Here is a 25086-nt window from a genome sequence, read left to right on the forward strand (position 1 = left end):
ATCAAGCAGGCTTGCTGGGGTATTCTATGACGGAGCTAACGCGTTGTCGAGGGCGGCGAGCCGCGCCGGTGCCCGATCTTTCGCCCCCAGGCAGGAAGGCGGGCCGCCGAAAGAGAAGGATAGGAGAGAATGACGATGTAACGGCGGACGCCGGCGCCGCGAGACGGGGGCGGATACGCGCGGCGGCCGAAGGAGGCGTTGAACCGGGAACGGCATTGCCGATTCCCGAATACGGGCGGGGCGATGCCCATTGCGACGCGATGATCGAAGCCGCCCGGAAGACCGCATTGACCATCGCGGCGCACATCGTGCCTTTATGCTCGGCGGCGCCGCAAGCCGATAACGGATACCGGAAGTCAAAATACGCCACTTTGCCGAAAACCGCCCAGCGTTTATAATGACACCAAGGGACACGATACGGGAAGTTGGGGGCAGGCATGGGGGAATTCCGGGAGACATTCGAGCACGAGCTGTTCCATCAAAAAAATCCGCAGCTGCTGCATTTGCTGCTGAACCGTTTTTTTAACATGAAGTCGGAATTCATTTGCGTGACGGCTTTCGATAACGGCGAAATCATTTATGCGAACCGATCGTTTACCGAAAGGCTTGGCTACGGTTCGGACGAGCTGAACGGCATGACCGTGTTCGATCTGCGCGCGTGGGACGGCGCCGCGCCGCGCGATGCCTTCAAGGCGAAGCTAGCGGCAAACGGCTGCGTCGAGGATCTGGTGCTGAATTTGCGCGACAAATACGGCCGGACGCTGACGTTCATTCTATCCGTCGAGACGGTGACGATCGACGGCGTCCATTGCAATTTGACCGTCGGCCGGGACATCACGAAAGTGACCGCGATCGAGAACTACCGGTACGAGTCCGTGCAAGAAGAGCTGCTGCAGACGATCCGCTCCATGGACGCCTTGGTCATCAAGATGAAGCGCCGCGCGGACAACGAGTTTTATTACGTGCTTGCCGAAGGCCGAATCGCGGAAGAATTCGGCTACACGACGGCGAACAGTTACGGCCGGACGGTGCGCGAGCTCTTCCCGGGGCGCATGGAGAAGGAAGGCGATCTTTACGAGCGGGTATGGCGGGGCGAGACCGTCAGCCTCGAATTCGAGCTGATGGGGCGGATTTTATACAAAACGTTGAGCCCGAGCCGCGAGCACGGCACGATTACGGGCATTTTCGGATCGGCCGTCGACATCACGGAGCGCAAAAACATGGAGAAAATGCTGCGCGTCTCCGAGCTGAACGCCGCGCTCGGCCAGCTGGCGGCCGGCGCCGCCCACGAGATCCGCAACCCGCTGACGGCCGTGAGCGGCTTCGTGCAACTGCTCGGGGAGCAGCTGAAAGCGCAGGGACTCGGCGGTCAATCCTACATTCCGCTTATCCTGTCGGAACTCGCCCGCATCAACGACCTCGTCAGCGAAATGCTGCGGCTGCGCAAGCCGAAGGAGAGCTCCGTCGCCCGGCTGAGCGCCTCGGCGCTCCTGCAGGAAGTACTGCCGCTTATCTACGTCGACGCGAACATGCAAAACACGCAGTTGGACCTAACCGGGCTGACTGGCGACGATGCCTGCCTCCTAGCGAACGGCGCGCAGTTGAAGCAGGTCATATTGAATTTGTGCAAAAACGGCCTTGAAGCGATGGGCAGCGGAGGCACGCTCGCGCTGGCCGTCAAGCGGGACGGCCGCAAGGCGTCGATCGTCGTCAAGGACTCCGGGCCGGGCATTCCCCCGGACGTGCTGGAGAAGCTGTTCATGCCGTTTTTCACGACGAAGCCTTCGGGCAACGGGCTCGGTCTGTTCATTTCGCGGCAGATCGTGCTGGAGATGGGCGGCGAGCTGACGCTGCATGCCGATTCCTTCGGCACGGAAGCCGTCATTGCGTTTCCGGCCGAGCCGGGCAGGGTTGAAGCGAGCGAGCTATAACGGGCCGCGGCCCGCGATTATGGAATGGCTTTGAGGTGAATCCGACTTGGAACGGCATGATTGGAAAACGGCCGATGCGGAAGCGGCCGAGACCGGCCGCGACGTCATCGGCCTGTACGCGCGGACGGACGGCGGCGCGGCGGCGTTCGGCGCGCAGGGGGACGGGGATCCGGCCGCCGCGCTGCAGGTCGTCCTCGCGTCGCTCGACGTTCGTTGGACGGCCGGGACGAAGACCGCCGCCGCGGCGATTCGCCGGGACAACGCGCTCGTCGTGACGGCTCGCGCCTCGAACGCGGTCCGGCTGGCGTCGGCGGGCACGGCGGATTTGTTCGGCGTCACGGCCGCGACCGGAGCCGCCGGCCGGTTGTTCGACCTCATGCAAGCGGCCGGCGGCGGCGTGACCGATGCTTTGCGGGCGCGGCTGCGGGAGCTGCGCGCGCCGGCCGTGCTGGCCTTCGGCGGGCTTGCGGCCGTGCTGGCGCAGCCGGATGCGCCGGTCGTCTTCGAGTGGGCGACGCCGGCCGGCGGCCGCCGCGCCGTGGAAGCGGACGCGCGCCTGCTGCGCGAGGTGAGCGCCTATATCGACGCGACGGAGACGACGTCCGTCTTCGTCCCGGTCCGCGGCAGCTTGACCGGGCTGAACGCGGCGGGTCGGACGTTCCGCTTGGAGGGAGACGACGGGCGCAGCTATGCCGGCAAGTTGTCCGCCGAGCTCCGGCGCCGGTACATCCGGCCGGAGGCGGCGCTGCCCGTACTGCCCGCGGCCGCCGAGGCGGTCATCGAGCGGCGGACCGTCTACAAGGCGAGCATCGACGAGGAAACGACCGTTGACGTGTTGACGGAGCTGGACACCGACCCGGGGCTGGACCGGGACGAGATGCTGCAGGCGCTCCGTGAGCTGCATGCCCGCTTGGAGGCCGCGCTGGAGCAGGACGGCGGCTACGAGCAGCCATCCCCCGTCACCGCCGACGATTACGCGGAGTTGGCGGAACTCGCGGCGCGGCTGGACGCCAGCAATCCGCTGAAGGGAGCCCGGCGGGAGCTGCATCCCGGGGACGTCGCCGACATGCGGTCGCTGCTGGCGGAAGGCCGGCCGATCGGCCGGCTGGCGGCAGCCGAGGGCGGCGCCCATGCGGCCGACGAGGACGGCGAGGACGGCTACGACGCGGGGCCGGCGGCGCGGGCCGCGAGGCAGAAGGCCGTCGCCGAACGGCAGAAGCTGACCGCCGCCGCTTATGCGGATATCGTGAAGCTCGCGGGCCGCCTCGCGAACATGATCGGCGATCTCGAGCGCGAGCCGTCCTGAAGCTTCGGCCGACGCGATGGCAACCGTTTAGCGCAACGGGCTTTTCAGCGGGCAAGTCCTTGTGAAGGACTTGCTTTTTTCGCTGCGCGAACGCTGAGAGGCGGCTTGGCGAACCGGGGGCGTCGGCGGTGTGATGTCTATCATGAACGGCAAGTATGAACCGCCCGGCGCTTGGGCAATACTGGCTAAGAAAATGGACGGAAATTAGGCGATGTCGTTGGTATGGGCAGTTCCTGGCGCGGTTGCCGCGATCAACCTGCTGATTATCTGGTTTATGCCGAAGCGGATGTCCGGGCTCGAAATTTACGCGACGTGGTTCACGGTCGCGGCGATTAACTTGAGCGTCGATATCATCTTATGTCTGTACTTCAAGCTCTACGAAATCAACGGTCCCGGCATTCAGCTTTGGGTGCACGTACTCGAGCTCGTGCTGGGGCCGTCCTTCGGAATCCTGTACGTGAACTTCATGCCGGAGAGCAGGCGACGGTTTTTGATCTATGCCGCGGCATGGCTGGTTTTTGCCGTTCTGCTCGAAGCGCTGTTGGTTCACGTTCGGTTTATCGTTTATATGCATTGGCACTTGGCGTATTCGGCGTGCTTCTATGCTTGCGCGCTGTTGTTCGCGAGATGGCATCGCCGGTTCATGCGCCGCATGGCGAAATGATGGATGTTGCTTCAGCAGCCCGTATCCCTATATCGTCATGCCCGCAACCCCGCCGGACGGCTCGACGTCCGGCGGGGTTTTCGTATGCCGGCCGCATCGAAAAACGCTATTGTACGAATCCAAAGTCCGTTATATAATCTATGTGCCCGAGCACGAAATTAATGTAACCGCTATCAGAAGGCGGTTCAACGCAATGCTAACGTAAAGGGAGGAAGTCGCATGCATCGATACGCAGCGGCGTTGCGCGACGAGGACGGCATGTCCGTCGTCGTGCTGACGGACGCGGGGACCGGCTCCGAAGCGAGGCTGCTTCCGGATGCGGGCAATAACCTGTTCGCCTTCGCGAGCGGCGGCCGCGACGCGATCCGGACGCCGGTCCCGCTCCGGACGCTTCGGGACGAGGCCGGATCGAGGTACGGCACGCCCGTGCTGTCGCCGCCGAACCGGATCCGGGACGGCCGCTTCGCGTTCCGCGGCCGCGATTACCGGCTTCCGCTCAACGAGCCGCCCGACCATCACCTACACGGCGAGCTGTGCCGCCGCGCGTGGGAGATCGTCGGCTTCGGCGCCGACGAAGCCGAGGGGGCATGGGCGACCAGCCGGTTCCGGTACGCGGACCACCCCGATATTCTGGCTTATTTTCCGCATGCGCTGACCTTTACGGTCACGTACCGGCTGCGGGACGGCCGGCTGCGCATGGAGAGCGTCATCCGGAACGAGGGAACGGACGAGGCTCCGTTCGCCTACGGGCTGCACCCGTACTTCGCGGTCCCGGAAGACGGCGCCGCCGGCGCGGCGCTTAACGTGCCGGCCCGGGAACAATGGCCGATCACGAATTTGTCGTTCGCGACCGGCAGGCCGTCCGCCACCGCGTTCAGCCGTGCCGTCGCCGGCGAAGGCGGCGCGCCGCTCGCGGAGATTCCGCCGCTCGGCTGCGCGATGCTGACGCTCGACCCGCAGGCCGACCCGGTCTGCCGCATCGCGCTCGGCGATGCCGGCTACTCGATCGCGTACCGACTCGACCGCGCGTTCCGGTTCGTGCTGCTGTTCCGTCCGGATTGGGACGATGCGTTTTCGATCGAGCCCTACACGTACGTGACGGACGCCTTCAATCTGCCTTACGAGCATGAGCTGACGGGAGCGCAGGGCCTTCCCGCGGGCGAGGAACGACGCCTCGAGACGGACATTTGGATCGAAGACCGCCAAACGTAAGACGCGAAGGAGGAAGATCGCATGGAACCTATCGATTTCGAATCGATCATCGCGCCGGAGCTGCCGAAGCGAATGGATTACCGGATCGGCTGCATCGGTTCGGGCTTCATCATGCGCGACTGCCATCTGGTCGCCTACCGCGACGCCGGCTTCAACCCGGTCGCCATCGCCTCCCGCACGTACGGGAACGCGCGGGCCGCCGCCGAGCTGCGCGGCATACCCAAGGTGCACCGCGCGTGGGAGGAGCTCGTCCGGGATCCGGACATCGAAATCCTCGACGTCGCTTTCCCGCCGGACCGGCAGCTGGAGATCGTGCGGGAAGCCGTCAAGCAGCCCCATATCCGGGGGATTCTGTGCCAAAAGCCGCTGGCGATGAACACGCGCGAAGCCCGCGAAATCGTGGCGCTGTGCGAAGAGGCGGGCATCAAGCTCGCGGTCAACTCCAACATGCGCTACGACCAGTCGATCCGCGCCCTGAAAGCGATTCTCGACCGCGGCCTCCTGGGCGAGCCGGTACTCGCGACGATCGAGATGCGGGCCATTCCGCACTGGCAGCCGTTTCTGGAACAGTACGACCGCATCGAGCTGCTCAACATGGGCATTCATCACATCGACGCGTTCCGCTACCTGTTCGGAGACCCGGAGACCGTCACGGCGGTGGCGCGCCGCGATCCGCGCACGGCGTTCCCGCATCTCGACGGCATCACGCAGTATACGTTCGGGTACGCCGGCGAGCTGATGGCGACGAGCCTCGACGACGTTTGGGCATGGCCGGGCGAAGGCACGGAGAAGGACCTGTACATCAAATGGCGCGTCGAGGGGCTGGACGGCATGGCCGCGGGGACGATCGGCTGGCCGGCATACCCGGAGCGCTGCCCGAGCACCTTGGCGTTCACGACCCGCCAAGCGCCGAACGAATGGATTCGCCCGCGCTGGGACCGCGTCTGGTTCCCGGACGCGTTCCAAGGCACGATGGCGCAGCTGCTGCGAGCCGTCGAGACCTGCACCGAGCCGGAAATCGGCGGGCGGGACAATTTGCGCACGATGGCCGCGGTCGACGCTTGCTACCGGTCGATCGCCGAAGGAAGGACGATCCGGTTCGCCGACGCGCTCGGCGAACACTAACCGTTACGGGAGGTTATGCTTCATGCTTTCAGTGGGCATTTTCAACGCGTATTATCCGTACACGCTGCAGGAGTCGATCGCGCGCATCAAGAAGGACGGCTTCTCCTGCGTGCAGCTCGACTTGGCCTTCAAGGACATGGACTTGGCCCCGGAATCGCTGACGCGGGACAAATGCCGAGTGATCCGCGACGCGTTCCGCGACGCCAATCTGCCGATCGTCTGCATCTCCGGCTATACGAACCTCATCCATGCCGACCCGGCCAAGCGCCGGCAGAACGTGCAGGGCGTGAAGAAGATCCTGGAGTTCGCCCGCGAGCTCGGCAGCCCCTACGTCGTCAGCGAGACGGGCACGTTCAATACCGAAAGCGACTGGGTGTGGGATCCCCGCAACGGCACCGAGGAGGCGTACGAGGAGACGTGCCGGCAGCTCGAGGAATTGGCCAAATTCGCCTATGACCACGGCGCGGTATTCCTGGTCGAAAACTACGTGAACAACGTCATCGGCTCCGTCGACCAAGTCGCGCGCCTGTTCGCGGACGTGAACCATCCGGGCCTCGGCCTGCTCATGGACCCGACGAATTATTTCACCGACGACAACATCGACCGGGTCGACGAGACGCTGAACCGCATCTTCAACACGCTGGGGGATCGCATCAAAATCGCGCACGCCAAAGACTGCAAGCGGGCCGAGGACACCGGCGAGAAGCATGCCGCCATCGACGCCTCGGAATCCCACTCGTTCCGCGGCGCCGGCGCCGTCGAGCTGCCCGCGCCGGGGCTCGGCGACCTGAACTACGATCTGTACCTGCAGCGGCTGGCGAAGCTGCACCCGAACATCCCGATCATCATCGAGCATCTGGACGAGGCGGACATTCCGCGCGCGAAAGCGTTCCTCGACGGGAAGCTCAAGCAGGCAGGCGTCTAGCGCGGCATTCGCGCCGGCATGAGCCGGTTAGCCGCGCCATGGCTCGCCGCGTATCCGATAGAAGTCTCCGAACAGGAAGGCTTGACCGCAAAATAGGCTTGTGAGCGCCGGCGATTCGCTCTATAATGAGAAATGTGCCCGAGCACACTACCAGGATTAGGAGCGAATCATGACCGTAACCATCAGGGAAATCGCACGAAGAGCGGGCGTCTCGCGGGGCACGGTGGACCGGGTGCTGAACGGCAGGCCAGGCGTCAAGCCGAATGTCCGCGACCGGATCCTCGAGATCGCGAACGAATTGCACTATGTCCCGAATTTGGCCGCCAAGGCGCTGGCTTATCAGAAGAAACCGATCGTATTCGGCATCGTGATGCCGCCGAAGGACATCCAATTCTTCGAATTCATCCGCAGCGGCATCGGCGCCGCCGCCGAGGAGCTGAAGGATCTCGGCGTCCGCCTCGATTACCGCTACGTGGACAACGAACGCCCCGACGAAGGGGCCGCCGCGATCCGCGAGCTCGTCGAGGCGGGCGCGAGCGGCATCTTGTTCTCGGTCATGGACGACGAGCTGATCCGGGCAAGCATCGACTTCGCCGCGGAACGCGGCGTCCCCGTCGTCACGTTCAATTCGGACGTCGAGGGGAGCAAGCGGCTCTGCTTCGTCGGCCAGGACCTGCGCAAGAGCGGCCTCGTCGCGGCCGGGCTCATGAACCGCGTGCTGCGGGAGGAAGCGAAGGTCGTCATCGTTACGGGCAGCCTGAAGTTCCATGCCCATCGCTCGCGCGTCGAAGGCTTCCGGCAGGGACTCGCCGAAGGGGGCAGCCGGCTGGAAGCGGTGGCCGTGATCGAAGGCTTCGACCGCTACGCCGATACGTTCGAACGGCTGGACCGCGTCCTCGCCGAGCACCCGGACCTTGCCGGCATCTATATGGCGACCGGAGACGTCGCCGCCTGCGTCGACGCCATCAAGCGGCACGGAAGGGAAGGCCGGATTCGCGTGGTCTGCAACGACCTGCTGCCGGCGGCGGAGCAGGGGCTGCGCGAGCGGATCATCGATTTTACGATCGTCCAGAACCCGGAACGGCAGGGCTACTTATCGCTGCGGATCTTGTTCGACCACGTGTTTTCCGGCAAGCAGCCCGAGGCGGAGCACCATTTTACGGAGACGCACATTTATATTCCCGAAAGCCTGTAAGGCTTTCTTTTTTGGGCATGTCCGTGCCCGGGCACATGAAGTATGGCTACGAAAAAAGGAGGCGTACACGATGGCTGTTGTCGTGCAGCGTAGGGATTACGGCTTGCAGGGCATCGAGAGCAAGCGGGCGGAGGAGAAGGGACTCGCATCCGCGGAATGGTACGCGACGGCGATTCCGCGCGCGAAGATGAAGGAACTGATGAAGCGGAAGGACGGCCCGGCGATCCGGGATACGCTGATCTGGTTCGGCGGCCTGATCGTGCTGGGCTACCTCGGCTATCTATCCTGGGGGACGTGGTGGGCGGTTCCGGCGTTCTTCCTCTACGGTCTGCTCTACGCGACGCCCGGCGATTCGAGATGGCATGAATGCGGGCACGGCACCGCGTTCAAGACGCCGTGGATGAACGACGTCGTCTACCATATCGCCTCGTTCTGCGTGCTCCGGTCCGCCACGCCATGGCGCTGGAGCCACGCCCGCCATCATACCGATACGATCATCGTCGGCCGGGACCCGGAGATCATTACGCCGAGGCCGCCGATTTGGAAGATCCTGTACATGCAGCTGTTCCATCTCTACGGCGGCCCGATCGAAATCAAACGGTTCGCGCTGCACGCCGTCGGCCGGATGGAAGCGCAGGAGAAGGACTACATTCCGGCATCCGAGTATCCGAAGGCGTTCCGCGAAGCCCGCGTCTACCTGCTGATCTTCCTCGCCGTCATCGCCGCCTGCTTGTTCACGGGGAGCATCCTGCCGGCGATGTATATCGTCCTGCCGTCGTTCTACGGCGGCCTGCTGGTGCTTCTGTTCGGCATCACGCAGCATCTCGGGCTCTACGAGGACGTGCTGGACCACCGGCTGAACACGCGGACGATCTATATGAACCGGATCTTCCGTTACTTGTACTGGAACATGAATTACCACGTCGAGCATCACATGTTTCCGATGGTGCCGTTCCACGCGCTGCCGAAGCTGCACGACGCGATGAAGCACGACTGCCCGCAGGCGCGTCCGAGCTTCCGGGCCGCGCTAACGGAAGTGTTCGCCGCGCTGCGCAAGCAGAAGCGCGACCCGGCGTACGTCGTCGTGAAGCCGCTGCCGGTCACGGCGCAGCCGTACCGGTACGGCCCCGAGCGCGTACCGGAAGCGGACGATCTCACAAGGAGCGAAGCGTAATGACAAACGGAGAATGGGTGGAAGTATGCGAGGCGGGCGAGATCGACGTCGAAGACGTGATCCGCTTCGACCTCGCCGAGCGGACCTTCGCGGTCTACCGGACGGAGAAGGGCGATTATTACGCGACCGACGGCTTCTGCACGCACGGCCGGTTCCATCTGGCGGACGGCCTCGTCATGGGGAACCTGATCGAATGCCCGAAGCATAACGGGCGTTTCGACATCCCGAGCGGAGCCGCGGTTCGCGTGCCCGCTTGCAAGGAGCTGCAGACGTACCGGGTCAAGGTCGAAGCGAATAAAGTGTTCATTCAGCTTTAAGCGAACCGGAGGGAGCCGCGCGTATCGCGCGGCTTTTTTGCATGCGGTCCCGCCCGCACGGCCTTCATGCAATGAGAGCGCAATATTTCCAAATCCGCCCCGTGGTATAACTGGAAGCGGGCGGGCGAGGTCCCGCCGATACGAGAGGAGCTGGGGACATGAACAGACTGGAAGGTAAAATCGCCGTGGTGACGGGCGCGAGCCGCGGCATCGGCCGGGCGGTCGCGCTGCGGCTTGCCAAGGAAGGCGCGCTGACGGCCGTGCACTACGGCCGGAACCGGGAGCGCGCGGAAGCGGTCGTGCGGGAGATCGAACGGGAAGGCGGAACGGCGTTCGCGATCGGGGCCGAGCTCCGTTCGGCGGACGGGGCGCTGCGGCTTTGCGAGGCGCTGGATAAGGCGTTGGCCGCGCGCACGGACGACGTCCGGTTCGACATCCTCGTCAACAACGCGGGCATCGGCCTGCCGGCCGCCATCGACGATACGACGGAAACCGCCTTCGACGAGCTGATGGCGGTGAACGCGAAAGCGCCGTTCTTCCTGATTCGGCAAGCGCTGCCGCGGCTTCGGAACGAGGGCCGCATCGTCAATCTGTCGTCCGCGGCCACGCGCATTTCCTTGCCGGCCGTCCCGGCGTACAGCATGACGAAGGGAGCCGTCAACGCGCTCACGCTCGCGCTGGCCAATCAGCTCGCGCCGCGCGGCATTACGATCAATGCCGTGCAGCCCGGCTTCGTCGCGACCGACATGAACGCCGGGATGCTGCAGGATCCCGAGGCCGAGCGGTTCGGCGCCGGCTACGCCGCGTTCGGCCGATGGGGGCAGCCGGAGGACGTCGCGGACGTCGTCGCGTTCCTGGCGTCGCCGGACAGCCGGTGGGTTACCGGGCAGCTGATCGACGCCAGCGGCGGCTCGCATCTGTAAGACGGAGGCAGCAAGCCTCCGGTTCCGCCGATGGCGGCGAAACTCCCGGCATCGCGGGGCGAGGGCGACAGAGTTGCGGCCAAGCCCTATCCTTGTAAGGGGTTCCATGTTAGAATAATGGCGGGTTTGACAGCACCTAACCGGAGGGGATTTGCAATGACATGGACCGTGATGACGTTTAACCTTAGGAACTCCTCGGCGAACGACGGGGATAACGCTTGGCCGAACCGTATCGGAGCGGCGGCGGCAACGATTCGGGCGCACGCGCCGAGTCTGTTCGGCATCCAGGAAGGGTTCCTGCACATGCTGGAGGAGCTGAACGCGCTCCTGCCGGATTACGCTTGGATCGGCGAGGGCCGCGGCGGCGGGACGGAGGACGAGCACTGCGCGATCTTCTACCGCAGGGCCGACTTCGACCTCCTCGAGCAGGGGCAATTCTGGCTGTCCGAGACGCCGGAGCAAGCGGGCAGCGTGAGCTGGGACAGCTCGCTGCCGCGCATCTGCACATGGGGCCGTTTCCGCGCCGCCGGGTCGCCGGAACGCGAGATCGCCGTATACAACACGCATCTCGACCATATCGGGGAACAGGCGCGGGAGCAGGGCATGCGGCTCGTGCTGCGGAGCATGGCGCGCGAGGGGCAGGATCGCCCGGCGATTCTCATGGGCGACTTCAATGCCGAGCCGGGCGACCGCGTCATCCGGTTCCTTCGCGGACAGACCGACATCGACGGCGACCGCTCGGAGCTGACCGACGCGTACGCCGCGCTGGACGCAGCGCCCGGCCGCACGTTCCACGACTTTCGGGGCGGCACGGAAGGGGAGCCGATCGATTACCTGTTCGTCAACGCGCAGCTAACGGTATCCGCCGTGCAGGTAGACCGCGGCATCGTTGACGGCCGTTACCCGTCGGACCATTATCCCGTTATCGCGCGCATCGCGCCGCGGGCGTAGGCGCGCGGACGCGGACGCCATCGAACCGCGCGGGCGGACCGGCTGCCGAAGGAACGAACATTTCGCTTTACACCGTCCCGGTTCTCTGGTAATCTCTTGGCTAACATCGACATGCGACGACGAGAAGAGTACGCCAAGCAGCGCTTCCGCAGAGAGCTCCGGCAGCTGAAAAGGAGCGAAGCCGCGCCTGGCCGAAGAAAGCCTCCGAGCAGCGCGCGGGAACCTTTCGGGGGATGGCGCGACAGGCGCTCCTGTTACAGAGCTAGGGTATCGCGTCCCGCCATGCGGAGATGCCGTACCCGAAGAGGCGGAGGAGGCGACGAATCCGCGAATCCGGGTGGTACCGCGAGCATAGCAATCTCGTCCCTGAGACTACGATAGTCTTGGGGGCGGGATTTTTTTGTATGGGCGGATTATCCGAAGACCGCTCGGGAGCGCGCGGCAAGCATGCGGTGCGGGATTAACAAAACGAGGAGTGAGAGCGATGACAAGATTGAAAGCGGCCGTCGTCGGCGCGACGGGCATGGCGGGTCAGCAGTTCGTGCAGGCTTTGACCCGGCATCCGAATTTCGAAGTGGTTCAAATGGTGACGTCCCGGACGGCCGGCACGTACCGGGAAGCGCTGCGGGAAGCGAACGGCGCTTCCCGGTGGGTTCAGCAAGCGCCGGTACCGGACGATATGCTGGACGTTCCCGTGACGTCCTCGAAGACGTTCCGCCCGGAGGCGGTCGACGTGATCTTCACGGCGATCGAATCGGAGCTCGCGCAGGAGCTGGAACCGTGGTTCGCGCGGACGACGCCGACCTTCTCGACGGCTTCCGCCTTCCGGTATTTCGACGATACGCCGCTGCTCATCGCGGGCGTCAACGACGACCATGCGGAATTGATCCGCAGGCAGCAGCGGGAACGGGGCTGGCAAGGGTTCGTGCTGCCCGTGCCGAACTGCACGGTGACCGGGCTCGCCGTCACGCTGAAGCCGCTGCACGCGCTATTCGGCATCCGCAGCGTGCTCATGGTCTCGATGCAGTCGCTGAGCGGCGCCGGGCGCAGCCCGGGGGTGCGGGGGATGGACATTCTGGACAATATCATCCCGTACATTCCGAACGAGGAGGGCAAGGTGCGCCGGGAGCTGTTGAAGATTCTCGGCGATTACGACGTAGACGGCATCTCGCCCGCGGCAATCGACGTCAACTGCATCTGTACGCGCGCGAACGTCTCGGACGGCCACACGGAGTCGGTGTTCGTCGGTTTGAAGCGGCAAGCGGAGCTGGCTGAGATCAAGGACGCGATCGAACGGTACAATCCGTTCGCCGGCAGCGCGCTGCATTCGGCGCCCGACCGGCTCATCCGGCTGTTCGACGACCCGTTCCGCCCGCAGCCGCGCCTCGACCGCGAGCTCGGCGGCGGGATGACGACGAGCATGGGACGCTTGGAGGACGAACCGGTGCTCGGCGGCGTGAAGTACGTCCTCGTCTCCCACAACACGAAGCTGGGCGCCGGCAAGGGCGCGGTGCTGCTCGCCGAGTCGATGCTGACGCGGGGACTGCTCGGGTAGCCCGTACGACGAAGGGCCGCCGGCTCGCAGTCCGATGATTGCCGGCGGCTTTCGTCCCGCTTATTCGTTCCGCTTATTCGTCCCGTGCACGCGTCTGCTCATTTGACCCGCCCATCGTCCCGCGCCTACGACCGCGTTTCCGCATAGCCCGCATCCTTTTCGCGCAAACTCCTTCTGATCTCAGCAAGTCGCAAGCGAAAGGATTGGGAACATGGAAGATGCCGTGCTGAAGGCGATCGGCAAGCTGGCGAAACCGTACCGGGGACCGGACGACGCGCGGGAGCTGCTGGCCCTGGCGAGCCGGGCCGATTACGTGCTGCTGGGAGAAGCGTCCCACGGCACGACCGATTATTATGCCGACAGGGCCGCGCTGACGAAGCGGCTCATTGCCGAGCATGGCTTCCGCTTCGTCGCCGTCGAGGGCGATTGGCCGTCCTGCTTCACGTTGAACCGCTACGTCAAAGGCCATCCGGAGGGCGGCGCGGACGCCCGTTCCGCGCTTCGCGATTTCGAACGCTGGCCGGCGTGGATGTGGGCGAACCGGGATATCGCCGAGCTCGCCGACTGGCTTCGCGCCTACAATGCCGGACGGGCGGAAGCGGACAAGGCCGGCTTCTACGGGATCGACGTGTACAGCCTGTGGGAGTCGATGGACGCGATTCTGCGTTACCTGGAGACGCGGCCCGGTTCGGATTTGGAGGCCGCCAAGCGCGCCTTTGCCTGCTTCGAGCCCCACGGGGAAGACGAGCAGCGGTACGGCGCGGCGGCCGCCCTCTACGGCGAAGGCTGCGAAGACGAGGTCGTGGAGCTGCTCCGCCGCCTGCAGGACGAGTGGAAGGACGCGGCTGCGGGCGACCGCGAAGGAGCGCTTGCGGCGGAGATGAACGCGCTCGCCGTCCGGGGCGCGGAAGCGTACTACCGCACGATGATCCGGCATGACGCGGAATCGTGGAACGTGCGGGACCGCCACATGGTCGAAGCGCTGGAGCGCTTGACCGCGTTCCACGGACCCGGCGCCCGGGCGGTCGTCTGGGCGCATAACACGCACGTCGGCGACGCGCGCGCGACCGACATGGCCGCGGACGGGATGGTCAACGTCGGCCAGCTGCTGCGCGAGAAGCGCGGGGACGCCGTGTTCGCGGTCGGCTACGGCAGCTATGGCGGCACGGTTATCGCGGGGAAGGATTGGGGTGCGCCGGCGGAGGAGATGGCCGTTCCGCTAGCGATCGCCGGCAGTTGGGAGGAACGGCTGCATCGAAGCGGCGCGTCGGACAAGCTGCTGCTCTTCGGCGGCGCCGCGACCGCGCTCGACGAGACCGAGCTCGGCCATCGGGCGATCGGCGTCGTGTATCGTCCGTCGAGAGAACGCGGCAATTATGTGCCGACCGTGATACCGAAGCGCTACGACGCCTTTATTTATTTCGATCGGACCCGGGCGCTGTCTCCGCTGTCCGCGGAACGGGCCTATCGGTAGCGGCGGCCGCAGGCGCAAGCGGGGCATGGGTTTTGACGCGTTGGTATCCGTTCACGTTCCGAATGCCGGGAGCCCGCGCGTGGCGCGGGCTTTTTTCGGCTGGCGTCCGACCGGTTTGCGCCGCGCCGGCAAGATTTCGCCGGATTCGGACACCGAACGACGGATTTCATGTATAATAGAGGTTCGTTATTACAGGATCGTCGTACAATAGAGGTTCGTTATTACAGGATCGTCGTACAATAGAGGTTCGTTATTACAGGATCGTCGTACAAAAGAAGTTCGTTATTGCAGGATCGTTCACTTGAGGTTCGAAAGAAGCTGGGCCCGGCTGCTCGTCCGGTTGCCCGATCGATGGGAGGAAGCTTCCGTGCCGTACCCGAAATCCGCGTACCGCGCGCGAAGCGCGTCGCAATGAAACGGAAAAACATTCGCGTGCCGATCAAACGAATCAAGAACAACGCGCTGGTGCTGTCCGTGCTCGGCGCCACCGCCGTATCCGTCTACGCTTCGAAGAAGCTCGGGCTCGGCCTGGGCACGTTTCTCGTCCTGTTCGCGGCGTTATGGCTCGGCATCTTCGTGCTCGCCTTCACCTTTATGCTTCGCAGCGAGATCGCGAAACGCGGTTAGCGTTCCGTCCGCCGCCGCCAACCGAACGCGCTGTCCGAACGCGAAGGCAGGCTCTGCGCACGGTGTCCATAAGCTCCGCCAGCTCCCTTGACCGTCGGCGACTGCCGGCGGTTTTTTGACATGCGCAGGAACGAGCCGCCGATCCGCTGCAACAATCCCATTCCAGCTGCGTCCATTATTGGGGGGATTAGGTTAGGCGAATTCAGAACCAAGGAGTGGGATGCATGAAGAAACGGCTGATTACCGCGCTTGCGTGCGCGGGCTTGATGAGCGGCGTCCTCGGACTCGCGCCGAACGGCGCGGCGGCGGATGCGCCTGGCAAGGCGACGCTGCGCGAAGCGTTCGACCGGCTGATCGTGCTGCCGTTCGATTACCGCGACAAGGCGTTCCTGAACGGGCAGTTGACCGATTTATTGTACAGCGATTACGACATCGTGGAGCGGAACGGCCGCGTTTTCGTGCCCATTCGGCTGTTGAGCACGCTCGCGACGAATGCCGACCTGGGGAAAGGCAGCTGGGACGCGGCGTGGCAGGCGGCCCGCCCGAAGGAAGTGCTGCTGAGCAACCCGAACCTGCACAAGCGCGTCCAGTTCACGGTCGGCAGCAAGACGATGCTCGTCAACGGCGAGCCGGTCGGCATGGACGCCGCGCCGCTCCGGGTGGACGGCCGGATCGTGCTGCCGCTTCGCGGCGCGGCGGAGGCGCTGGACAAGGAGATCGATTGGCTCGACGGTCTCATCTTGATCGGCAGCGAGCGCATCGATCTGACGAGTCCGGATACGCTGGCGGTCAAGGACCGCATCAAGCGGGTGCTGACCGATCCCCGCAAGCCGGTCGCGTACGAGAACGCGCCGACGCCGCTTGGCAAATTCGGCAACGCGGCCTACTATTACAAAACCGCGTACCGGACGAACGGCGCCTTCGAAACGCTGTACCGCCAAGCCGACGGCGGGAAGGCGGCCGAGGTCAAGCTTCCGGGCAATCCGCAATTACATGCCGCGAAGGCGATCGACGGCAAGCTGTACTTCGTGACGGCTGTCGGCGGCGCCTCCGAGCTGGATGCTTACGATTTCGCGTCCGGCCAATCCCGGACGATCGCCGCCATTCCGCAATGGAAGCCGGAGGACGGCTGGGTAACGGATATTCGCGGCGACGGCGGGGAATTGCGCGTGATCCTGCATACCGGGGATTTGACGATGGGCGGCGAGACGCTGTACAAGGTAAGCGGAGCGGCGTTGACGGAGGTCGCGGACGCGAAAAGCGTCATCAACTATGCGGAGGACGGCGGATATCTATACATGACGGATTTCCATCCGATGGCGGACGCGAGCGGCAATCTCGTCCGAATCGATCGGAAGACCGGCGCCTCCTCGGCATTCGGGCAGCAAGGGTTCACGTACGGCATCACCCGCACGATCAACGATTATGGCATCGGGCTCGGGGGGAACGCGAGCTTGGCGATTCAGGACGGCTGGCTCTACACGCTCGGTTACCTGGAGAACGACCCGAAGGATGTTGCGGCCGTGTACAAAATCAAGCTTTCCGACGGCACGCAGGTCAAGCTTACGGGCGCGGCGAGCTCGTTTTGGCTGGTAAACGGCCGGATCGTCTACGTCGACGGCGCGTCCGCCGGCTTGAAGAGCGTCGAGCTTGGCGGAGGGGATCCGCGTACGCTGACGGCCCGCAAGGCGCAGAACGTCCGGTTCGCGAACGGCGCCTTCTACTATACCGAGCCGGCCGCGAACGCCGGCGCGTGGGATCCCGGAACGCTGTACCGCTACGATCTCGCGGCGGGGCGCGAAGCCCGGTTGAGCGATCGGCCGGCAGCCTCGTACGCGGTCGGCGAGACGGGCGTTTATTATGTCGCCAAGGGTTACGAGCCGGGCTTGTATAAAGTCGGAGCGTCGGGACGGAACACCCGCCTGGCGGCGGACAGCATCGCGGCTTCCGTGCTGACCGAGGCAGGCATGACGTATACGTTGACGTACAAGGCGGGCGTCTACACCGTCAAATAACCCCGCGGACGGTTCGATGACGGCCTGAACCGCGAAGCGGCCCGGCAGGCGAAGCGGCCGGTCATCTATGCTATAATAAGGGGCAAAACGCGATGCGGCCGCATCGGCGCGAAGCGCCGGCCGCATCCTTAAGCAGAAGGAGGTGCCGCACGGTGGCGGAAGACGGACTGTCCAAGGCGTCGATCCTGGATGCCGCCGAAGGCGCGCTGCGGAAATTCGGGCTCGCGAAGACCAACATGTCCGATGTCGCCCGCGCGCTCGGCGTCAGCCATGCGGCGTTGTATCGGCATTACGAGAACAAGGCGGCGCTGCGCCTGGCGGTCGTGGAACGATGGATGGGAGGCGTGTTCGAGCCGCTCGGCGCCGTGCTGGCCGAAGAAGCCCCGCCGGAGACGAAGCTGTACCGCTGGCTGTCCGCGCTGCGCGAATTCAAGCGCGAACGCGCCCGGCAGGACCCCGAATTGTTCGCGATGTACGCCGCGCTGGTCGCGGAGACGGCAGGCGCGCTCGAGGGCCATGCCCGGCTGCTCGCGGAGCAGCTGGCCGGCATCATCGAGGCGGGCGCGGCTTCCGGCGCGTTCGTCTGCAAGGATGCGCGGCAAGCCGCGGCAGGCGTATTCTACGCGTTTACCCGGTTCCATCATGCCGCGCATGCCGCGGAGTGGGACACGCCCGAATCCGAAGCCGGCTTCGAAGCCGTCTGGCAGTTGACGCTGCGCGGTCTCGGCGCGGGCAGCTGAAGACGGCTTGCCGCGCGGTTGCGGCGTTCTTGGCACGAAACGTTTGATCGGGCTTGGCACATAGCCGTTGGCGGCCGCGTCGAAGGAGACGCGCCCCGACGGCTATTGTTTTGCCTCTTTTGTTTCAAGTTACAATTTATAAAAATTGTAACTTGAAACATGTAACTTCGCGTGGTAGGATAAACGCAAACGACAAAGGAGGCATCATCCATGTATACGATTATGGGCGTGACGGGACAAGTCGGAGGGGCGGTCGCGAGAAATTTGCTGGCGGAGGGACAGAAGGTCCGGGCCGTCCTGCGCGACGAACGGAAAGCGGACGATTGGAAGGCGCTGGGCGCGGAGGTCGCCTTCGCGGATTATCGCGACGCGGCGGCGCTGGAGGCCGCCTTCGCCGGCTCGGACGGCGCGTTCGTCCTGCTGCCGCCGCTGTTCTACCCCGAAGCGGGCTTTCCCGAGACGCGCGCCTTCGCCAAGGCGATCGGAACGGCGCTGCAGGCGGCCGGGACGCCGAAGTACGTCGCGCTCTCGTCCGTCGGCGCCCACCGCGACCGCGGGCTCGGGATTATCGAATCGCTGCATATTTTCGAGCGGGAGCTCGGAAGGCTGCCGATGCCCGGCGCGTTTTTGAGAGCCGCCTGGTTCATGGAGAACGCGCTGTGGGACATCGCTCCCGCGCGCGATCGGGGCACGATCGCGCATAGCCTCTATCCGCTGGACCGGAAGATCCCGATGATCTCCACGGCGGATATCGGAGCGATCGCGGCCAAGACGCTGCGGCAGCGATGGAGCGGCACCCGCCGCCTCGAGCTGGAAGGCCCGGCGGCGTATTCGCCCGCCGATCTCGCCGCCGCGCTGGCCGCGCTGCTGAACCGGGACGTGCGCGCCGAAGCGATTCCCCGCGCGGCATGGGCGGAAGCGTTCATCGGCCAAGGCGCGCCGGAAGACCGGCTGGGCGGCAGGATCGCGATGCTCGACGGCTTCAATTCGGGCTGGATCGATTTCGAACGGACGGGAACCGAGTCCGCGAAGGGCAAGACTTCGCTCGCGGACGCATTGAAAAAGCTGCTGTAGGAGCTGCTGTAGGAGCTGCTGTAAGAGCAGTCGCAGCTGCCGATGAAGCTGCCGTAACAGCATGGCGCGGCCCTACCAGCCATGAAGGCACGAACTCCGTAAGAGGACATCCAATACGCGATGTCCTCTTTTTTTACGGCGTATGGATGATGATGGGAGAACGCAAACGTTTTCTAACTATTGACGTCAGAGAATATAACATAATTTCCGTTTAAACGGTTGACAAGTTACTTGACGTGTCGTATTTTAATAACATGATGTTACTAATTAGACGGTTCTGGCAACAAAGGGGCCGGATTGAACACCGAAAATGCAGCAATTTAAAGAAATTATTCAATTGTAAATCGCTCCCAATTAATAATAAAGAAAGGAGATGTTATAAATCCTAACAGGAAAACACGATCAAGAGTACATCAAAAACATGAATCGCTTGCTCGTGCTCGAGATGGTTCGCCAGCATAGACCCGTCTCGCGCGCGGAGGTCTCGAAGCTGACGGGGATGAGCGCAACGGCGATCGGCCGCATCGTCGGCGACTTGATCGACGGCGGGCTCGTCCGGGAAACGGATCAATATTCGACGGGCGTCGGCCGAAGGGCGACGATGCTGGATATCGATGTCCATTCCATCATGTCCGCCGGCATCGAGATCGACCGAAACCGTCTGAAGATCGGGCTGGTCGATTTGGACGGCCGCATCGCCGCGCAGCGCGAGCTGGAACTGGGTCGTTCGAATTCGCGCCCGGAAGCGATCGTCGAGACCATCGCTTCCGCCGTCCGCAAGCTGGCGGACGAGCACGGCATCGACGCGTCCAAGCTCATCGGCGTCGGCGTCGGCATGCCGGGCGTGATGAATCCCGAGGAAGGCACGGCGGTGTTCTCCGCCCAGCTGGGCTGGTCGAACGTTAGCTTCGCCCCGGCTCTGCGGGAGAAGATCGGCTTGCCGGTCGTGCTCGACAACGATTTGAAGGTCAAGGCGCTCGGCGAGAGCGGCACGGCTTCCATCTCCGGCGACAGCAAGACGGCGCTCATCAGCATCGGAAGCGGCGTCGGCTCCGCCATCGTCATCGACGGGAAAATTTTTCGCGGCGCCAACAACATCGCCGGCGAAATCGGCCATTCGACGATCGACCCGAACGGCAAGCTGTGCGAGTGCGGGAAACGCGGCTGTCTGCAGACGTATATCACCGACCTTGCGCTGCTTCAGGAAGCGGGCCAGATCAAACCGGTCGGCAGCGTGGAGGAGCTTTACCGGCTGATGCAGGGCGGAGAGACGTGGGCCTTCAACATCATCGACCGGGCGTGCACGTATATCGCCATCACGATCAATAACGTCGTCTGCACGTACAATCCGGATACCATCGTCATGGCCGGCAGCTTTATCGACATCGATCCCGACATTCTGGAGCGGGTGAAGGGAAAGCTGAAGGAATTCATTTGGGAGCCGTTCGTCGGCACGTTCAAGCTGACCCGCTCGCAGCTCGGCGAGCAGGCGATCATGATCGGAGCGGCCAAGCTGGCGCTTCAACGATACTTGGGCAACGGGCTTCAACAACAATAACGGAGGAGGGGGACGCCATGGAAGAAGCGTTGGTCAGGGAATACCGCGGCGGCATCGAAGAATGCGTGCATGCCGGCCACGTATGCGGCGTGAACGATAAAGGGGACATTCAATACCGGGTCGGCGACCCGAAGGCGGTCGCGTTCCTTCGCTCGGCGGGCAAGCCGTTTCAGGCGATTCCGGTCGTGCGGCACGGCGCGGACGCGGCGTTCGGCTTGACCGACGCCGAAGGCGCCGTCATGATCGGGTCCCATCGGGCCGAGCCGTTCCACGTCGAGGCGCTGGAGGGGATCATGCGGAAGACGGGCATCGGCGAGGAACAGCTCATCTGCCATCCGACGTATCCGCTCAGCGCATACGCGACGGAACGGCTGCTTCGGGCCAACTTGCCGAAGCGGGCCATTTATCATAACTGCTCGGGCAAGCATCTGGGCATCCTCGCCCTTTGCAAGGCGATGGGCTATCCCATGGAAAGCTACGGCGAGCCGGATCATCCGGTACAGCGCGAAATTCTGGAGACGCTCGCGTATTTGGCCGGCATTCCGGCGGAATCGATCGGTCTCGGTACCGACGGCTGCGGCTTTCCGGTATTCGCGATGCCGCTGGACGCGCTGGCGACCGCTTTCCTGAAGCTCGCCTGCCCCGATCTCATCGCGGATGCCGCCATCCGGACCGCCGTCGAAACCATCGTGCGCCGCATGAACGCGCACGGCGAGATGGTCGCCGGCACGGACCGCATCTGCTCGAGCCTGCTGCTCGATCCCAACATCGTGGCCAAAGGCGGGGCCAAAGGCGTGTACTGCTTCGGCCTGAAGCGGGAGCGGCTTGCCTTCGCGTTCAAAGTGCTGGACGGGTCCGAGGACGAGTGGCCGATCGTAACGGCTTCCGTTCTGGAGCAGATCGGCTACGGCAACCGGGAGACGATCGACCGCATGCATGCCCTCGCGCCGCTCGACATCCGCAACGACAACGGGCGCGCGATCGGGCGCAATCAAGCCGTATTTACGTTACATCTACCATAGATCGCGTAGAGAGCCGCCCGGCAGACGGCGCGGCGACAATAGGAGAGGAGAGAAAGAGAATGGGGAAAAAGGGTTGGCTTGGAGGCATGGCGGCCGTACTCATGCTGTCGGGCGCGTTGACGGCTTGCGGAGGGAACAAAGCGGACGATTCCGCGGCGAACGGCGGCTCGAACGCGGGGGGAGGGGAAAAGGTCGAGCTCTCGTACCTGGATCCCCTGCCGAGCCCGGAACGGACGGCCTTCCTGCAGGATCTGCTGAAGAAGTTCGAAGCCCAGAATCCGAACATCACCGTCGATTACACGTCGGTGCCCTGGGATCAGGCGAACAACAAATGGATGACGATGGGCGTCGCCGGCATTCTCCCCGACGTCATCAGCATCGACGATACGTCGCTCGCGGGCATGGCGTCCGCCGGCTATATCCAAAGCTTGCAGCCGTTCTACGATAAATGGGACCAAACCGCGAATCTGACGGAAGCGGCCAAGCAGGCCCGCAATAAATTCAACAACGAAGTCTACGCCATTCCGGACGCGTTCCTGCTGCAGGGGCTGTTCATCCGGTCGGATTGGTTCAAGGACAACGGACTGCCTTCGACGATCGATACCTGGGACGACTACTTCAATTACGCCAAGAAACTGACCGACGAGAGCAAGGGCCGGTACGGCATTTCGTTCCGCGGCGGCGCGAACGGCATTATCCGCGCGATGGAGTACGTCATGGCCGCCACCCATTCCGACGGCTGGTTCGGCAAGGACGGCAAATCGATCCTCTACTCGGCGGAGGGCAAAGCGGCCTTCAAGAAATTCTACGATCTGTATCTGGACGGCGAGTCGCCGAAGGAGTCGGTCAACTGGGGCTTCAACGAGATGGTGCAGGGCTTCACGACCGGACAGACGGCCATCCTGAACCAAACGCCGGAAGTCATCGCGGTCGCGCAGAAGAACATGCAGCCGGATACGTGGAACGTCGTGCCGATGCCGAAATCGGACGACGGCAAGCGGTATATTTTCTGGGGCTTCACCGCCGCCTACGCCATGTCCACCAACACCAAGCATAAGGACGAGGCGTGGAAACTGATCGAATTCCTCAGCTCGCCGGAGAACAATCTGGCGTACAGCAAAGCGAATTCGAGCATCCCGATCTACGCCGAGAACCTGAAGGATCCGTTCTTCAGCACCGGACCGATCGCGGGGTACGCCGGCGCCATGGCGGATGCCAATATCGTCTTCGCCGGCCCGCCGAGCTACCTCACGCGCCTTGGCGAATTCACGGGCACGTATTCCGTGCAGGAAACGCAAAAGTACATGACCGGCGCGCAGGATCTGGATACGACGGTCAAGCATCTGGCCGATTGGCTGACGACCGAACAGACCGCTTATCTGAAGGACCATCCGCAATCGTAAATCCGAATCGCAATCCCGCTAAAGAACCGCATCGAAGCAAAGGCGCGCATGGCCAAGCCCGCTTGGCCATGCGCGTTTTCATCCCAGCAAGGTGGTGATTGAAGATGTCCGCTCCAGGCAACGCGCATACCGCCGGCAAAGGCAGGCGGATGCTTCGCAGCATCGAGCCGTATCTGCTGCTCCTTCCGGCGCTGCTGGTCGTGCTCGCGTTTTTCGCTTACCCGCTGGTTAAGGCGGTGCAGCTCGCTTTCATGCATTACGTGCTCTTCGATCCAAGCCATATCGGCTTCTCCGGGCTCGACAACTTCAAAGCGCTCGCGTCGGACGCCAACATGCCGCGGATTCTGCTGAATACGCTGGTTTGGGTCGTGGCGGTCGTCGGGCTGCAGTTCGTCCTCGGCTTCGCGCTGGCGCTGGCGCTGAACAAGAAGTTCCGGGGCAAGAACGCGTACCAGGCGATCGTGTTCCTGCCGTGGGCCGTGTCGGCCTTCCTGGTCGGCATGATCTTCAAATGGATGTTCAACCAGCAGAACGGACTGATCAACCACCTGCTGCTCCAGATTGGCCTGATCGACAAACCGGTCGCCTTCCTGGCCCTGCCGCATCTCTCGATCATCCCCGTCATCATCGCGATGATTTGGTACGGCGTGCCGTTCTTCGGCATCATGATCCTGGCGGCGCTGCAGTCGGTGCCCCACGAGATTCACGAAGCGGCCGATATCGACGGCGCGGGGCGGGTCAAGCAACTGTTCCGCATCACGATTCCGTTCATCAAGCCGACGCTCGTGCTGACCGCGCTCCTGCGGGTGATCTGGGTGTTCAACTCGGCGGAGCTGATCTACATCATGACGGGCGGCGGACCCGCGAACAGCTCGGATAACCTGCCTTCCTACGTGTTCAGCAAGATCGGCTATTCGGCCGATTACGGGCAGGCTTCCGCGCTCGGCGTGCTGATGCTGCTGTTCCTGACGGTGTATACGATCGTCTTCCTGCGCGTCACGAAATTCAGGGAAGCGGGTGATCTCTAATGCAGGCGACGATCAAGAGGAGGCTGCCCGGCCTGACGCGGTTCTTCGTCCTGCTGCTGTTTCTGCTCGGGACGCTGCTGCCGTTCTACTGGATGTTCGTGACCGCGCTGAAATCGCGTCTCGAGATCTACGGCGCGAAACTGACGTTCTGGCCGAAGCAGCTCACCTGGGACAATTACGCGACGACGTTCCAAACGTCGAATTTTCCGAAGTATTTCGGCAACAGCCTGATCGTGAGCCTGACGAGCGGCCTCTTGGTGTTGGCCGTGTCCATCCTGGGCGGCTACGCCCTGGCCCGCTACCGGTTCAGGGGCAAAGGCTTCGTCCTGCTGATGTTTCTCTCGACGCAGATGGTACCGATCATGGTCATGCTCGTCCCGCTGTTCATCGTGTTCGGACGCTTCGAGCTGCTCGACACGCTGACGGCGCTCATCATTACGTATACGGCCATCAACATTCCGTTCTGCTTGATCACGATCTCGGGCTTCTTCCAGCAGGTGCCCGTTGCGCTCGAGGAGGCGGCGATGATCGACGGCTGCGGCCGGTTATCCACGGTCGCGCGAATCATTCTGCCGATCATGCTGCCCGGCATTGTCGCGACGTTCGTGTTTGCTTTTACGGCGGCATGGAACGACCTGTTCTTCGGGGTCATGTTTACGACGAGCGAGAGCGTCAAGACGGTGCCGGTCGGCCTGAACAGCTTCGTGCAGAAATTCGACATCAATTGGGGCGAGATGAGCGCCGGCGGCGTGCTTTCGCTCATCCCGGTCGCGATTCTGTTCGCGTTCGTGCAACGCTTCATGGTGGCCGGGTTGTCCCAAGGCGCGGTGAAAGGTTGAAGCGTGCTTGGGCGATGAGGAAAGGGGA

At 63.6% G+C, this 25086-nt stretch carries 22 protein-coding genes; all 22 read left to right on the plus strand.

Going from position 1 to position 25086, the window contains the following annotated elements:
* Nucleotides 1-437 precede the first annotated feature (437 nt).
* The 22 genes from I8J29_RS03480 to I8J29_RS03585 all read left to right on the plus strand — a co-directional run bounded on the left by I8J29_RS03480 (nucleotide 438) and on the right by I8J29_RS03585 (nucleotide 25058).
* The gene (locus I8J29_RS03480) at nucleotides 438-1931 is read left to right on the plus strand and encodes a PAS domain-containing sensor histidine kinase (RefSeq protein WP_208846288.1); all 1494 of its coding nucleotides are present in this window, start codon (nucleotides 438-440) and stop codon (nucleotides 1929-1931) included.
* 46 nt (nucleotides 1932-1977) lie between these two features.
* On the plus strand, nucleotides 1978-3237 hold the full coding sequence (locus tag I8J29_RS03485; RefSeq protein ID WP_208846289.1) for a hypothetical protein: 1260 nt from the start codon (nucleotides 1978-1980) through the stop codon (nucleotides 3235-3237).
* Nucleotides 3238-3448: 211 nt separating this feature from the next.
* The gene (locus I8J29_RS03490) at nucleotides 3449-3901 is read left to right on the plus strand and encodes a hypothetical protein (protein WP_208846290.1); all 453 of its coding nucleotides are present in this window, start codon (nucleotides 3449-3451) and stop codon (nucleotides 3899-3901) included.
* 219 nt (nucleotides 3902-4120) lie between these two features.
* Nucleotides 4121-5113 carry an aldose 1-epimerase gene (locus I8J29_RS03495; protein WP_208846291.1) on the plus strand — a complete coding sequence of 331 codons (993 nt, stop codon included), beginning with the start codon at nucleotides 4121-4123 and terminating at the stop codon, nucleotides 5111-5113.
* A 21-nt stretch (nucleotides 5114-5134) separates the two neighbouring features.
* Complete coding sequence (locus I8J29_RS03500) at nucleotides 5135-6238, plus strand: Gfo/Idh/MocA family protein (protein ID WP_208846292.1); 1104 nt, start codon at nucleotides 5135-5137, stop codon at nucleotides 6236-6238.
* Between the two features lie 22 nt (nucleotides 6239-6260).
* Nucleotides 6261-7163 carry a sugar phosphate isomerase/epimerase family protein gene (locus I8J29_RS03505; RefSeq protein ID WP_208846293.1) on the plus strand — a complete coding sequence of 301 codons (903 nt, stop codon included), beginning with the start codon at nucleotides 6261-6263 and terminating at the stop codon, nucleotides 7161-7163.
* Nucleotides 7164-7332: 169 nt separating this feature from the next.
* Entirely contained in the window at nucleotides 7333-8358 is a 1026-nt protein-coding gene (locus tag I8J29_RS03510; RefSeq protein WP_208846294.1) for a LacI family DNA-binding transcriptional regulator, read from the plus strand.
* A 70-nt stretch (nucleotides 8359-8428) separates the two neighbouring features.
* Nucleotides 8429-9532, plus strand: a complete 1104-nt coding sequence (locus I8J29_RS03515; RefSeq protein WP_208846295.1) for a fatty acid desaturase family protein — start codon at nucleotides 8429-8431, stop codon at nucleotides 9530-9532.
* Nucleotides 9532-9849, plus strand: coding sequence for a MocE family 2Fe-2S type ferredoxin (locus I8J29_RS03520; RefSeq protein ID WP_208846296.1), 318 nt, complete (start codon nucleotides 9532-9534; stop codon nucleotides 9847-9849). Before I8J29_RS03515 ends, I8J29_RS03520 begins: the two co-directional genes overlap by 1 nt.
* 158 nt (nucleotides 9850-10007) lie before the next feature.
* Complete coding sequence (locus I8J29_RS03525) at nucleotides 10008-10772, plus strand: SDR family oxidoreductase (RefSeq protein ID WP_208846297.1); 765 nt, start codon at nucleotides 10008-10010, stop codon at nucleotides 10770-10772.
* Between the two features lie 156 nt (nucleotides 10773-10928).
* Entirely contained in the window at nucleotides 10929-11723 is a 795-nt protein-coding gene (locus tag I8J29_RS03530; RefSeq protein WP_208846298.1) for an endonuclease/exonuclease/phosphatase family protein, read from the plus strand.
* A gap of 484 nt (nucleotides 11724-12207) precedes the next feature.
* On the plus strand, nucleotides 12208-13278 hold the full coding sequence (gene asd / locus I8J29_RS03535) for an aspartate-semialdehyde dehydrogenase (protein WP_208846299.1): 1071 nt from the start codon (nucleotides 12208-12210) through the stop codon (nucleotides 13276-13278).
* 211 nt (nucleotides 13279-13489) lie between these two features.
* Nucleotides 13490-14752 (plus strand): erythromycin esterase family protein, encoded by a 1263-nt coding sequence (locus tag I8J29_RS03540; RefSeq protein WP_208846300.1) that lies wholly within the window; start codon nucleotides 13490-13492, stop codon nucleotides 14750-14752.
* Nucleotides 14753-15163: 411 nt separating this feature from the next.
* Nucleotides 15164-15379 (plus strand): hypothetical protein, encoded by a 216-nt coding sequence (locus I8J29_RS03545; protein WP_208846301.1) that lies wholly within the window; start codon nucleotides 15164-15166, stop codon nucleotides 15377-15379.
* A 224-nt stretch (nucleotides 15380-15603) separates the two neighbouring features.
* A complete protein-coding gene (locus tag I8J29_RS03550) occupies nucleotides 15604-17394 on the plus strand; it encodes a stalk domain-containing protein (protein ID WP_208846302.1) in 1791 nt (596 codons plus the stop codon).
* Nucleotides 17395-17546: 152 nt separating this feature from the next.
* Nucleotides 17547-18134 (plus strand): TetR/AcrR family transcriptional regulator, encoded by a 588-nt coding sequence (locus I8J29_RS03555; protein WP_208846303.1) that lies wholly within the window; start codon nucleotides 17547-17549, stop codon nucleotides 18132-18134.
* Between the two features lie 210 nt (nucleotides 18135-18344).
* A complete protein-coding gene (locus I8J29_RS03560; protein WP_208846304.1) occupies nucleotides 18345-19208 on the plus strand; it encodes an NmrA family NAD(P)-binding protein in 864 nt (287 codons plus the stop codon).
* Nucleotides 19209-19629: 421 nt separating this feature from the next.
* Entirely contained in the window at nucleotides 19630-20766 is a 1137-nt protein-coding gene (locus tag I8J29_RS03565) for an ROK family transcriptional regulator (RefSeq protein WP_208846305.1), read from the plus strand.
* 17 nt (nucleotides 20767-20783) lie between these two features.
* Nucleotides 20784-21788 (plus strand): asparaginase, encoded by a 1005-nt coding sequence (locus I8J29_RS03570; RefSeq protein WP_208846306.1) that lies wholly within the window; start codon nucleotides 20784-20786, stop codon nucleotides 21786-21788.
* A gap of 59 nt (nucleotides 21789-21847) precedes the next feature.
* Nucleotides 21848-23191, plus strand: coding sequence for an ABC transporter substrate-binding protein (locus I8J29_RS03575; RefSeq protein ID WP_208846307.1), 1344 nt, complete (start codon nucleotides 21848-21850; stop codon nucleotides 23189-23191).
* A 104-nt stretch (nucleotides 23192-23295) separates the two neighbouring features.
* Nucleotides 23296-24219 carry a carbohydrate ABC transporter permease gene (locus tag I8J29_RS03580; protein ID WP_208846308.1) on the plus strand — a complete coding sequence of 308 codons (924 nt, stop codon included), beginning with the start codon at nucleotides 23296-23298 and terminating at the stop codon, nucleotides 24217-24219.
* Complete coding sequence (locus I8J29_RS03585) at nucleotides 24219-25058, plus strand: carbohydrate ABC transporter permease (RefSeq protein ID WP_208846309.1); 840 nt, start codon at nucleotides 24219-24221, stop codon at nucleotides 25056-25058. The genes I8J29_RS03580 and I8J29_RS03585 overlap by 1 nt, the downstream gene beginning before the upstream one ends.
* Nucleotides 25059-25086: the final 28 nt, after the last annotated feature.

The sequence above is a fragment of the Paenibacillus artemisiicola genome (genome assembly GCF_017652985.1).
Taxonomy (GTDB): Bacteria; Bacillota; Bacilli; order Paenibacillales; family Paenibacillaceae; genus Paenibacillus_Z; species Paenibacillus_Z artemisiicola.